This is a genomic window from Erwinia sp. (assembly GCF_031978025.1).
In the GTDB taxonomy this organism is placed as follows: domain Bacteria; phylum Pseudomonadota; class Gammaproteobacteria; order Enterobacterales; family Enterobacteriaceae; genus Erwinia.
Map to the genome: position 1 here is coordinate 1 of NZ_DALZCD010000007.1, position 11,816 is coordinate 11,816.

Here is an 11,816-nt window from a genome sequence, read left to right on the forward strand (position 1 = left end):
GCTGGCAGCTTTCGGCATTAATCTGGATATGCCTGCCCTGCAGGCCCGCGAGGCGCTGGACGATCTTAACGTTTGCTTCCTGTTTGCGCCGCAATATCACACCGGGTTTCGCCACGCGATGCCGGTGCGCCAGCAGCTGAAAACCCGCACGCTGTTTAACGTGCTTGGCCCGTTAATCAACCCGGCACGTCCCCCGCTGGCGGTGATTGGTGTTTACAGTCCTGAACTGGTGTTGCCTGTTGCCCAGACGCTGAAAGTGCTGGGTTATCAACGTGCCGCAGTCGTGCACGGCGGCGGCATGGACGAGGTGGCGCTACACAGCGCGACGCACGTGGCGGAATTGCGTGACGGCGAGATCACCAGCTATCAGCTGACCCCAGAAGATTTTGGGCTGAGCTATCACCCGCAGGAAGCGCTGGCGGGCGGCTCGCCGGAAGAAAATCGTGACATTCTGACGCGATTGCTCCAGGGTAAAGGCGAGCAGGCGCACGAAGAGGCCGTGGCCGTTAACGTCGCGCTGCTGTTGAAGATTTTCGGCCAGGAAGATTTACGGGAAAACGCGCAAAAGGCGCTGAAGGCGATCCGCAGCGGCCAGGCCTATGAGCGCGTGGTTGCGCTGGCAGCAAGAGGATAATATGGAAACCGTACTGAACAAAATTGTGCAGGATAAGGCGATTTGGCTGGCCGAGCGCCAGCAGCGCCAGCCGCTGGCCTCGTTCCAGAACGAGATCGAACCGGCCACCCGCAGCTTCTATCATGCGCTGTCAGGTGCCAGAACCGTTTTTATTCTGGAGTGCAAAAAGGCTTCGCCTTCTAAGGGCGTGATCCGGGAAGATTTCGATCCGGCCGCCATTGCGGGCGTCTATAAGCACCATGCTTCGGCTGTATCGGTGTTGACTGATGAAAAATATTTTCAGGGCAGCTTTGATTTTCTGCCAATAGTCAGCGCCGCCCTTACCCAGCCCGTGCTGTGCAAAGACTTTATTATCGACCCTTACCAAATTTATCTGGCGCGCTACTACCAGGCGGATGCGATTTTGCTGATGCTTTCGGTGGTGAATGATGAGCAGTATCGCCAGCTGGCCGCCGTGGCGCACAGCCTGAATATGGGCGTACTGACCGAGGTGATTAGCGACGAAGAGCTCGAGCGAGCCACCGCACTGGGTGCGAAAGTCGTTGGCATCAATAACCGCGACCTGCGCGATCTCTCTATTGACCTCGATCGTACCCGTCGCCTTGCCCCTAAAGTTGCGCATGGCGTAACGGTTATCAGCGAATCCGGCATTAACAGCTATGCTCAGGTACGCGAGCTGAGCCACTTCGCCAACGGTTTCTTAATTGGCTCTGCCCTGATGTCGGAAACGGATCTTTCTGCCGCCGTTCGCCGCGTTATCATTGGCGACAATAAAGTGTGCGGCCTGACCCGTGCCGAAGATGCACGGAGCGCGCTGGAGGCTGGTGCAGTCTATGGCGGCCTGATTTTTGCCGAGGGCTCACCGCGTAAAGTGACACCGGAGCAGGCGAAAAGCGTGATGACGGGCGCAGCGCTAAAGTATGTCGGCGTATTCCGCAATAACGCTATCAGTGACGTTGTCACTCTTAGTCGTGAGCTGGGCCTGGCTGCCGTGCAGCTGCATGGCGACGAAGACCAGGATTTTGTGGCCCGGCTGCGCCACCAGCTGCCGGATACGGTAAAAATCTGGAAGGCGTTCAGTATCAGCACCACGCTGCCTGCCCGTGACTGGCCGCACGTGGACCGCTACGTCTTTGACAGCGGCAGCGGCGGCACCGGTACCCGTTTCAATTGGGCGCTGCTGGAAGACGAAAAGCTGGACAATGTGCTGTTGGCGGGCGGTCTGAGCGCGGACAACTGCGTCAGCGCCGCACGGCTTGGCTGCGCCGGACTGGATTTTAACTCAGGCGTTGAAAGCGCGCCCGGTCTGAAAGATGCGGACAAAATTGCCTCGGTGTTCCGAACGTTGAGAGCGTACTGACTGCCTGGCGTCGCTACGGCGGCGCAACTGCAAAAAAGGAAGCGAAATGACTTTATTAAATCCCTGGTTTGGCGAGTTTGGCGGTATGTATGTACCACAAATCCTGATGCCCGCGCTGCAGCAGCTGGAAGAAGCTTTTGTCAGCGCCCAACGCGACCCTGAGTTTCAGGCGGAATTTGTCGGCCTGTTGAAAAATTACGCCGGTCGCCCTACCGCGCTGACGCTGTGTAAGAACCTGACTAAAGGCACCAAAACCCGCCTTTACCTTAAGCGCGAAGATCTGCTGCACGGCGGCGCGCACAAAACCAATCAGGTGCTTGGCCAGGCACTGTTGGCAAAACGCATGGGCAAAAACGAAATCATCGCGGAAACCGGCGCGGGCCAGCATGGCGTCGCTTCGGCGCTCGCCAGCGCCCTGCTGGGCCTGAAGTGTCGTATCTACATGGGCGCAAAGGATATTGAACGCCAGTCGCCTAACGTTTTCCGCATGAAGCTGATGGGCGCCGAGGTGATCCCCGTCCACAGCGGTTCCGCTACGCTGAAAGACGCCTGTAACGAAGCGCTGCGCGACTGGTCAGGCAGCTATGAAACCGCCCATTATATGTTAGGGACGGCGGCTGGCCCGCATCCGTTCCCTACGATAGTGCGCGAGTTCCAGCGGATGATCGGTGAAGAGACTAAAGTGCAGATTCAGGAGCAGGAAGGTCGGTTGCCCGATGCGGTTATCGCCTGCGTGGGCGGAGGCTCTAACGCTATCGGCATGTTCGCGGACTTTATCGATGAGGCTTCCGTTGGACTGATCGGCGTTGAGCCTGCCGGGCACGGTATTGAGACCGGCGAGCATGGCGCACCGCTTAAACACGGGCGTGTTGGCATCTATTTCGGCATGAAATCGCCGATGATGCAGACGCCGGAAGGACAGATCGAGGAGTCCTATTCGATTTCCGCCGGTCTGGATTTCCCTTCCGTAGGGCCGCAGCACGCGCACCTTAACAGCATTGGCCGCGCCGACTACGTCTCCATCACTGATGATGAAGCGCTGGACGCGTTCAAAACGCTTTGCCGCAGCGAGGGCATCATTCCCGCGTTGGAGTCATCCCACGCGCTGGCTCACGCCCTGAAAATGATGCGTGAAGACCCGGAAAAAGAGCAGCTGCTGGTGGTGAATCTTTCCGGCCGCGGCGATAAAGATATTTTCACCGTTCACGATATTCTGACCGCGAAGGGAGAGATCTGATGGAACGTTATGAGCAGCTTTTCCAGCGTCTGAGCGCACGTCAGGAAGGGGCCCTGGTGCCCTTCGTCACGCTTGGCGATCCTACGCCAGAGCTTTCACTGCAGATTATCGATGCGCTGATTGCGGGCGGCGCCGATGCGCTGGAGCTGGGGATCCCTTTCTCCGATCCGCTGGCGGATGGCCCGACCATTCAGAATGCGACGCTGCGTGCTTTTGCCGCTGGCGTGACGCCCGACCACTGCTTTGAGCTGCTGGCCGCTGTGCGCCAGAAGTACCCGACCCTTCCAATCGGGCTGCTGATGTACGCCAACCTGGTTTTCTCCAACGGCATCGACGACTTCTATGCGCGCTGCCAGCAAGCGGGGGTGGATTCCGTGCTGATTGCAGACGTGCCGGTTGAAGAGTCCGCGCCGTTCCGCCAGTCGGCGATGCGGCACAATATCGCGCCGATCTTTATTTGCCCGCCGAACGCCAGCGACGATTTGCTGCGTGAAATCGCTTCACACGGCCGCGGTTACACCTACCTGCTCTCGCGTGCAGGCGTTACCGGCACGGAAAGCCGCGGCGTCAGCCAGTCATTACAGCATCTGGTAGATAAGCTGACGGAATACCATGCCGCGCCGCCGCTGCAGGGGTTCGGGATTTCTGAACCGTCTCAGGTAAAAGAGGCCCTTTCCGCGGGTGCCGCGGGCGCCATTTCCGGCTCCGCTATTGTTAAAATTATTGAGCGTCACCACAATGAACCGGCCACGATGTTGGCCGAGCTGGAAGCTTTCGTCGCGAAACTGAAAGCTGCCACGCGCTAACCGTCTGCCCTGTCATGCTGACAGGGCATTTCCTCCACCAGCCGTCGCCCTTTCCTGTTGCTCAATCTCTCGTTAAATAAGGCGGGTATCTCAGCATCAAGGCCCATGCTTCTTACGGTTTTAGTGCCTTTGTGGCCGACTAAGACGCTCTTTTTTCGCCGTTTTGTGGAAAATTTGCCGCCCAGGTCTACGCTTCTTTTACAGAGAAAATCTGTAATCACGGCCAAGGCCATTCGGAAATAACAGGGAGATTTACCATGAAGCTGTTCAAAATGTTGACGGGTATGGTTATTGCAGCCGTTGTGGCTGTTTCAGTTAGCGCCTGTGCGCCAACGGCAAAACAGGAAGGGACAGGCGGCTATCTTGACGATACCGTTATCACCACGAAGGTAAAAACGCAGCTGCTGAACGATGAAGCGCTGAAATCGCGTGAAATTAATGTGGAAACCTTTAAAGGCCGCGTACAGCTTAGCGGTTTCGTCAGCTCGGCCCAGATGGCCAGCCGTGCTGTTCAGGTCACCCGCAGCGTGAAAGGCGTGAAGTCAGTCGTGAACAATATGCAGATTAAATAACGCCTTCAGGGCGGCAAAGATCTAAAAAAGGCGCAGCGTATGCGCCTTTTTTCCGCCTGAAGAAACCGATTAGAAACGGTAGCCCGCGCCAAAGAAGAAGACGAATGGGTTAATATGGGTATCAATACTCTGCCGGCCAGCACCGGCCGCGTCGAAGCCCACTTTGGTATTGATATCCATGTACCACAGTGAGGCGTTCAGCATCCATTGCGGCGTCAGCTGATAATCCAGGCCCACCTGACCCGCCACACCCCAGCTGTTTTTTACGCTCAGGTTGCTCAGGCCCGCATCACGGCCGGTCTGGTTAAAGTCATTGTCATAAAACAGGGTGTAGTTTACGCCGATACCGGCATAGGGCTGCAGCTTGCTGTTATTGTCCATAAAGTACCACTGCGCCATCAGCGTTGGCGGCAGCTGGTGCACGGTAGCCAGCGTGCCGGTAGAGGCCAGACCGACCTTGTGGCGGAACGGCGTCGCGCCCAGTAGCTCAACGCCAACGTGATCGGTCAGCATATAAGTGAACGTCAGGCCCAGCTGAGTATTATTACCGATATCAAATTCGCCCAGTCCCAGTACGTTATCCGAGCCGCCGGTAGGGCGTACGGTCGCAGAACCCGCACGCATAAAGAAATCGCCGGCCTGATGTGCCGAAGCGGCTACCGGCGCGCACGCCGCTACCAATAAGGCCAATACTGAAATTTTCATTATCACTCCTGTGTCCATTGAAAAAAGCGCAGACGATCGCCCTGATTTTTGATGCGCTGATTTTATCTTTATTTTCAGAAAGATCACCCCTGAGCGGCCATAACGGGCAGTAAATTAAACAAAAATTGATCTGGATCAAAACCGCTATTATTTGATTAATAAAAATGAAGTTAAAAATTGATTTGAACCGGTTTTGCTTCTTCTCTGAACCGGGAGAACGTGAACAACCCGGAGAGGCCGCACGGCGCGAGAAATCGCCAAAGCGAAAGTTGTGTAAGCCAGGGTGCCAGGTTGGCTTCAGACCATGTACAATCGCCGGATCGCTAAATTCGGCTCTCAAGGAGTGTACATGTCATTCACGGCGGCTTCGTTATACCGTGACACGGGAAATTTCTTTCGCCATCAGTTTGCTACTATTGTACTGATCGCGCTGTTAACCTCTTTTATTACGGTCCTGATCGGCCATGCGCTTACGCCTGATATCTCTGAGCTGGCGGATGGCAAAAGCGGCACCATGAGCCTGATGGAGTGGATCAGAACCATGACGCCGGAACAGCAGCAGCTCCTGCTGCACGCTTCCGCTGCCGGTACGCTTGCCTCGCTGGTAGGCAATACGCTACTGCTGGGCGCGATGCTCTGCCTGATCCCGATGGTTACCGCTGGCGAGCGCGTTAGCGCCCTGCGCGCCATGGGCGTTTCCGCGCCGATGCTGCTGCGTTTACTGCCGCTGGTGTTTTTTATGACGCTGATTATCCAGCTCGGCTTTATGGCACTGATGGTGCCCGGTATCATTTTCGCTATTTTGCTGTCGCTGTCTCCTGTGATCATGACGGCAGAAAAAGTGGGTATTTTCGCCGCTATGCGCGCCAGTGCGCGTCTGGTCTGGGGTCATGTTAAGGTGGTGGCACCCGCTATTTTGGGTTGGCTGCTGGCAAAAGTGCTGGTCCTGCTGATGGCTTCCTCGCTGACCGTCCTGCCGGCGAACGTGACTTCCGTGCTGCTGAACGCGCTGAGTAATCTCGTGTCGGCAATGCTGATCATTTACCTCAGCCGCCTGTATATGCTGTTACGTTAATCAGTCGCTGCGCGCTTCACCGGCGCGCAGCCCATGTGTTGATCTGATAACCGGAAGCCTTTATGAAGCAGTTACTTGATTTCCTTCCCCTTGTAGTCTTTTTCATTTTTTATAAGCTTTACGATATTTTTGTCGCCTCGGGCGCGCTGATCGTCGCCACCGCGCTGGCGCTGGTGGCCAGCTGGCTGCTTTACCGCAAGCTGGAAAAGATGACTATCGTGACGTTTGTGCTGGTGACTGTTTTCGGCACGCTGACGCTGGTTTTTCATAACGCCGAATTCATCAAATGGAAGGTCACGGTAATCTATACGCTGTTTGCTGCGGGCCTGCTGTACAGCCAGTTCTGGATGAAGCAGACGCTGATCCAAAGTATGTTGGGCAAGGAGCTTACGCTGCCGCAGGCCGCCTGGCGCAGGCTGAACGTTGCCTGGGCCATTTTCTTTTTCGCCTGTGGTCTGGCCAATATTTACGTCGCCTTTTGGCTGCCGCAGGATTTCTGGGTTAACTTTAAAGTGTTCGGCCTGACCGGGCTGACGCTGCTCTTCACCCTGTTCAGCGGCGTGTATATTTATCGTCTGATGCCGCAGGAAGAAAAATAATTTAGCGCCGCAAGGCGTTTTTCACGGGAAGCAAGATATGGAAGAACAACGACAGCCCCAGGGCGAGATGGTGTTGAGGACGCTGGCGATGCCTGCAGATACCAACGCCAACGGCGATATCTTCGGTGGCTGGCTGATGTCGCAGATGGATATGGGTGGGGCTATCCTGGCGAAAGAGATCGCGGGCGGCCGCGTGGTGACGGTCAGGGCCGACGGCATGACCTTTCTGAAGCCGGTGGCAGTAGGCGACGTGGTCAGCTGCCACGCACGCTGCATCCGTACCGGCAGCAGCTCCATCACGATTAATGTCGAGGTCTGGATCAAGAAAGTGGCTTCGGAACCTATTGGACAGCGCTACTGCACCACCGAAGCGGTCTTTATCTACGTGGCGGTGGACAGTAAGGGCAAATCCCGCCCGCTTCCGCCTGAGAAAAGCCACTTTAGCGAAGCGTAACGACAATAAAAAGGGGGTGCACTGTTGCTCCCCCTTTTTGCTATAGCCCGCCGGGTCGTCCTTTACTCAATGCTTGCCCCCCCACTGATTTTAAAGACGACATTCATTTTCACATCTTTGCCCGCTTTGCCCGGCTCGTAGCGCCACTTTCGCATTGCGTTTTTCACCGCACGCTCAAACATATTGCGCGGCTCGGCTTCGATAATACGGATATTGTTGACCTGCCCCGAGCTGTCCACGTCAAACAGAACGCGTACGTGGCCTTCCAGACGCAGTGCAGAAGCACGTTGCGGATAGTCGGGTTTGCCTATGCTTAACGCTTTTGGTCCGGACTCAACCGCCTTAGAAGGCGCTGCGGACGTTTTTGGCGCGGTTGACGGTTTGGTCGCTGTCGCCGTACGGTCGTTACTAAACGGCGCGGCCTGACGTGGCTCTTCGCGTGGTTTGACCTCTTTCTTCGGCTTTACCACTTCCTTTTTCGGCTTGGGTTTAGGCCTGGGTTTAGAAACAGGTTTCGGGATTGGCACCGGTTCCGCTTTGGGCGGCTCGGGTTCCGGTTCCGGTTCAGGTTCCGCTACCGGTTGCGGCGCGGGCTGGGGCGCAGGCTGCGGCTCCGGCTGAACTTCCGGCGCGACCAGAGAGACGCTGATAGGCTGAGACGCTTTTGGCACTTCCACGGTCTGGTGAAAAGAGGCATAGAGTATCCCACCGATCGCCACGGCGTGCAGCCCCACGGAAAGCAGGGTTGATAGCGAAAGGCGGCGAGGAAATGAAGTTTCTGTCAGCGTCGTCATAATCTTTCTGCTGTAAAAGTTGAGGCGTAAGTTTAAATGCAAATAGCAATCAGTTTCAACAACTCGCGCCTTCCAGCGTGAATTTGTCCGTAAACTGGTCGGTAAAGGGGACAACGGCAGCAAAAGCATCTTTCGTTTGCAGAATAGCGAACGATGCCTTAACGTGATCGCCCATTATTAGCGATCGACAGGAGTTAACGTGCTCTACGTAATTTATGCAGAAGACAATGCGGATTCACTGGAAAAACGTCAGGCGGTACGCCCTGCGCATGTGGCACGTTTGCAGCTGTTGCAGGATGAAGGCCGTCTGATTATCGCCGGGCCGATGCCGGCAGTAGACAGTAATGAACCTGGCGTAGCGGGTTTTACCGGCTCTACCGTTATCGCCGAATTCTCTTCGCTGGAAGAGGCGCAGTCCTGGGCGCAGGACGATCCTTATATCGCCGCAGGCGTTTATAAGCAGGTTGCCGTTAAGCCCTTTAAACGCACGTTTTAACGCTTAACGAGAACCCTGATGAAAATTGGCTATCTTTTCCCTGCCGCTGTCGGGATAGCGGGCGCCGCTCTACTGGTCTGGTTTATTGCCAGCGGGGCCTGGATGCCGGGTGCCTGACGGGCGGATGAAGACCCGGCTACAGGCCGGGCCTTTACGCTTACACTATCTGAGTAATAAACAGAATAGAACGACGCTGCTGCTGGCTTAGCTGGTGGCGAATGGCATGCATCCGCCCATAACGTCTTGACTGCCCTTCCAGCCAGCGCGCCCGGCGGCGCTGAATTTGACGCGACATGCGCCAGCGTGCAACTTCATTCCTACTCCGTCTCATATTACCCTCTTCACTTGCCAAAACTCGCGCCGCATTATAAAGACTTCTGTCTCTACGCCAAGTCCGATGACTTGAGGAAAAGGTTTCGTCCGCCCCGATCTGCACGTAAACTCCTGTAATCAGAGGTGAACAGGACTTCCGCTTTTATGACGACATTTTATACTTTAATGAGCTGGCTGCTGCTGTTTGGTTACTGGCTGTTGATTGCCGGGGTCACGCTGCGCATTCTGATGAAGCGGCGTGCGGTTCCCTCGGCGATGGCCTGGCTGCTGATTATTTATATCCTGCCTCTGGTGGGCATCGTTGCCTATCTCTCTTTCGGCGAGCTGCATCTGGGAAAGCGCCGCGCCGAGCGCGCCCGCACCATGTGGCCTTCCACCGCTAAATGGCTGAACGATCTGAAATCCTGTCACCATATTTTTGCCGGTGATAACAGCGATGTGGCGCGATCTCTGTTTCAGCTTTGTGAAAATCGTCAGGGTATTGCCGGGGTAAAAGGCAATCAGCTGCAGCTGCTTACCTCTACGGAAGAGACGATGCAGGCGCTGATCCGCGACATCCAGCTGGCTCGCCACAATATCGAGATGGTGTTTTATATCTGGCAGCCCGGCGGCATGGCGGATGAAGTAGCGGAAGTGCTGATGGCCGCAGCGCGGCGCGGCGTTCACTGTCGGCTGATGCTGGACTCTGCCGGCAGCGTGCAGTTTTTCCGCAGCGAATGGCCCGCCATGCTGCGCAATGCCGGTATTGATGTCGTGGAGTCGTTAAAGGTCAGTCTGCTGCGCGTGTTTCTACGCCGTATGGACCTGCGTCAGCATCGTAAAGTGGTGCTGATCGATAACTATATTGCCTATACCGGCAGCATGAACCTGGTCGACCCGCGCTTTTTCAAACAGAGCGCAGGCGTCGGCCAGTGGATTGACCTGATGGCGCGGATGGAAGGCCCGGTGGCGACAACCATGGGGATTATTTACTCCTGCGACTGGGAGATTGAAACCGGCAAGCGCATTTTGCCGCCGCCGCCGGACGGGACCATCATGCCGTTCGAGCAGGAAAGCGGCCATACCATACAGGTTATTGCCTCCGGGCCTGGCTTTCCGGAAGACCTTATTCACCAGGCGCTGCTGACCGCCGTGTATTCGGCGCGTGAGCAGCTGATCATGACCACGCCCTATTTTGTTCCCAGCGACGATCTGCTACATGCTATCTGTACCGCCGCGCAGCGCGGCGTGGAGGTCAGCATTATCGTGCCAAGACATAACGACTCCCTGCTGGTAGGCTGGGCGAGCCGGGCTTTCTTTGCGGAGCTGCTGGAGGCAGGCGTCAAGATTTATCAGTTTGAAGAGGGCCTGTTACATACCAAAAGCGTGTTGGTAGATGGACAGCTTAGCCTGATCGGCACGGTTAACCTGGATATGCGCAGCCTGTGGCTTAATTTTGAGATCACGTTAGTGATAGACGACGACGGCTTTGGCGGCGATCTGGCGCGCGTTCAGGATGATTATATCGCCCGTTCGCGGCTACTGGATGCAAAACAGTGGACGCGGCGCGCCTGGTGGCAGAGGATTGTCGAGCGAATTTTTTACTTTTTCAGCCCGCTGTTATAAAGCAGCCTTGCACAGCCCTGATGGGCATTATGGGAAATTTTATGGATTTAAATAACCGCCTTACCGAAGACGAAACCCTGGAACAGGCCTACGATATTTTCCTGGAACTGGCGGGCGATAACCTCGATCCGGCCGATATCCTGCTGTTCAATCTTCAGTTTGAGGAGCGCGGCGGCGCAGAGCTGCACGACCCGGCTGAAGACTGGGCCGAGCAGGTGGATTTCGATCTGAATCCCGATTTTTTTGCGGAAGTGGTGATTGGTCTGGGTGAAAACGACGGCGACCCGGTGACCGATATTTTTGCTCGCGTCCTGCTGTGCCGTGAAAAAGATCATAAGCTTTGTCATATCCTGTGGCGCGAATAAGCCGCCCCTGACAGGAGCCGCACCCCGTTGCCGGGATGCGAGCCGGTCTTACAAAGGATCCACCTTCAGGCAAGATACCGCGTGACGGAAGCTGCCTTCCAGCAGCGGACGGGTTTTAGCGCACTCCGGCCCGGCTATCGGGCAGCGAGTGCGGAACACGCAGCCTGACGGTGGATCGATTGGCGAAGGCAGTTCCCCTTCCAACAGCTGGATAACCTTATTTTTTTCCAAATCAGGATCGGGGATCGGCACGGCCGACATCAGCGCCCGGGTATAAGGATGCTGCGGATTCTGATAAACCTCGTCATAAGTCCCCAGCTCTACGGCATGGCCCAGATACATCACCAATACGCGATCGGAAATATGTTTTACCACCGCCAGATCGTGCGCGATAAAGATCAGCGACAGCCCCATTTCGCGCTGCAATTTCTGCAGCAGATTGACCACCTGAGCCTGGATAGAGACATCCAGCGCGGAAACCGGTTCGTCACAGATAATCAGTTTAGGCTCAAGGATCAGCGCCCGGGCGATGCCGATACGCTGGCACTGACCGCCGGAAAACTCATGCGGGTAGCGGTTAATCAGGTTCGGCAACAGCCCTACCTTCATCATCATCGTCTTGACCCGCTCTTTCACTTCCTGACGCGCCATTTTGGGATGATAGGTACGCAGCGGCTCGGCGATGATATCGCCAATAGTCATGCGTGGATTCAGCGAGGCCAGCGGATCCTGAAAAATCATCTGCACCTGACCGATGAGGCCACTGCGATGGCCAGGCCTG

16 protein-coding genes are annotated in these 11,816 nt (G+C 56.0%); 12 read left to right on the plus strand and 4 right to left on the minus strand.

Annotated features, from left to right (window positions below; translation table 11 throughout):
- The 5 genes from trpD to RTK32_RS01170 form a co-directional block, all read left to right on the plus strand.
- The coding region (gene trpD, locus RTK32_RS01150; RefSeq protein ID WP_312041702.1) for an anthranilate phosphoribosyltransferase at nucleotides 1-634 on the plus strand (634 nt) is incomplete at its 5' end.
- Nucleotide 635: 1 nt separating this feature from the next.
- Nucleotides 636-1,994, plus strand: coding sequence for a bifunctional indole-3-glycerol-phosphate synthase TrpC/phosphoribosylanthranilate isomerase TrpF (gene trpCF, locus RTK32_RS01155; protein WP_312041733.1), 1,359 nt, complete (start codon nucleotides 636-638; stop codon nucleotides 1,992-1,994).
- A gap of 46 nt (nucleotides 1,995-2,040) precedes the next feature.
- Nucleotides 2,041-3,231: a tryptophan synthase subunit beta gene (gene trpB, locus RTK32_RS01160; RefSeq protein WP_312041703.1), complete on the plus strand. Its 1,191-nt coding sequence runs from the start codon at nucleotides 2,041-2,043 to the stop codon at nucleotides 3,229-3,231.
- Nucleotides 3,231-4,037: a tryptophan synthase subunit alpha gene (trpA, locus tag RTK32_RS01165; protein ID WP_312041704.1), complete on the plus strand. Its 807-nt coding sequence runs from the start codon at nucleotides 3,231-3,233 to the stop codon at nucleotides 4,035-4,037. Before trpB ends, trpA begins: the two co-directional genes overlap by 1 nt.
- A gap of 257 nt (nucleotides 4,038-4,294) precedes the next feature.
- Entirely contained in the window at nucleotides 4,295-4,609 is a 315-nt protein-coding gene (locus RTK32_RS01170; RefSeq protein ID WP_312041705.1) for a BON domain-containing protein, read from the plus strand.
- Nucleotides 4,610-4,678: 69 nt separating this feature from the next.
- Here RTK32_RS01170 and ompW read toward each other — a convergent pair whose 3' ends face one another.
- Nucleotides 4,679-5,314 (minus strand): outer membrane protein OmpW, encoded by a 636-nt coding sequence (gene ompW / locus RTK32_RS01175; RefSeq protein WP_312041706.1) that lies wholly within the window; start codon nucleotides 5,312-5,314, stop codon nucleotides 4,679-4,681.
- 349 nt (nucleotides 5,315-5,663) lie between these two features.
- On the opposite strand from ompW, the gene RTK32_RS01180 reads away from it, so the two are divergent.
- From RTK32_RS01180 to yciA, 3 genes are all read left to right on the plus strand, one after another.
- Nucleotides 5,664-6,389 carry a YciC family protein gene (locus RTK32_RS01180; RefSeq protein WP_312041707.1) on the plus strand — a complete coding sequence of 242 codons (726 nt, stop codon included), beginning with the start codon at nucleotides 5,664-5,666 and terminating at the stop codon, nucleotides 6,387-6,389.
- Nucleotides 6,390-6,451: 62 nt separating this feature from the next.
- Nucleotides 6,452-6,988: a septation protein A gene (locus RTK32_RS01185; RefSeq protein ID WP_312041708.1), complete on the plus strand. Its 537-nt coding sequence runs from the start codon at nucleotides 6,452-6,454 to the stop codon at nucleotides 6,986-6,988.
- Between the two features lie 37 nt (nucleotides 6,989-7,025).
- On the plus strand, nucleotides 7,026-7,442 hold the full coding sequence (gene yciA, locus RTK32_RS01190) for an acyl-CoA thioester hydrolase YciA (protein WP_312041709.1): 417 nt from the start codon (nucleotides 7,026-7,028) through the stop codon (nucleotides 7,440-7,442).
- A 62-nt stretch (nucleotides 7,443-7,504) separates the two neighbouring features.
- Here the strand turns inward: yciA and tonB are convergent, their stop codons facing one another.
- A complete protein-coding gene (tonB, locus tag RTK32_RS01195; protein ID WP_312041710.1) occupies nucleotides 7,505-8,236 on the minus strand; it encodes a TonB system transport protein TonB in 732 nt (243 codons plus the stop codon).
- A gap of 199 nt (nucleotides 8,237-8,435) precedes the next feature.
- Between tonB and RTK32_RS01200 the strand changes: the two genes are divergently transcribed.
- Nucleotides 8,436-8,732, plus strand: coding sequence for a YciI family protein (locus RTK32_RS01200; RefSeq protein ID WP_312041711.1), 297 nt, complete (start codon nucleotides 8,436-8,438; stop codon nucleotides 8,730-8,732).
- 18 nt (nucleotides 8,733-8,750) lie between these two features.
- Complete coding sequence (locus tag RTK32_RS01205) at nucleotides 8,751-8,849, plus strand: YoaK family small membrane protein (RefSeq protein WP_312041712.1); 99 nt, start codon at nucleotides 8,751-8,753, stop codon at nucleotides 8,847-8,849.
- Between the two features lie 40 nt (nucleotides 8,850-8,889).
- Here RTK32_RS01205 and RTK32_RS01210 read toward each other — a convergent pair whose 3' ends face one another.
- Nucleotides 8,890-9,063 carry a YciY family protein gene (locus RTK32_RS01210; RefSeq protein WP_312041713.1) on the minus strand — a complete coding sequence of 58 codons (174 nt, stop codon included), beginning with the start codon at nucleotides 9,061-9,063 and terminating at the stop codon, nucleotides 8,890-8,892.
- 146 nt (nucleotides 9,064-9,209) lie between these two features.
- Here RTK32_RS01210 and cls point away from each other — a divergent pair, with 146 nt between their 5' ends.
- Nucleotides 9,210-10,670, plus strand: a complete 1,461-nt coding sequence (gene cls, locus RTK32_RS01215; RefSeq protein WP_312041714.1) for a cardiolipin synthase — start codon at nucleotides 9,210-9,212, stop codon at nucleotides 10,668-10,670.
- Between the two features lie 41 nt (nucleotides 10,671-10,711).
- On the plus strand, nucleotides 10,712-11,035 hold the full coding sequence (locus RTK32_RS01220; protein WP_312041715.1) for an HI1450 family dsDNA-mimic protein: 324 nt from the start codon (nucleotides 10,712-10,714) through the stop codon (nucleotides 11,033-11,035).
- Nucleotides 11,036-11,083: 48 nt separating this feature from the next.
- On the opposite strand, the gene RTK32_RS01225 is transcribed toward RTK32_RS01220, so the two are convergent.
- Nucleotides 11,084-11,816, minus strand: a 733-nt coding sequence (locus RTK32_RS01225) for an oligopeptide/dipeptide ABC transporter ATP-binding protein (RefSeq protein WP_312041716.1), incomplete at its 5' end; no start/stop codon positions are given.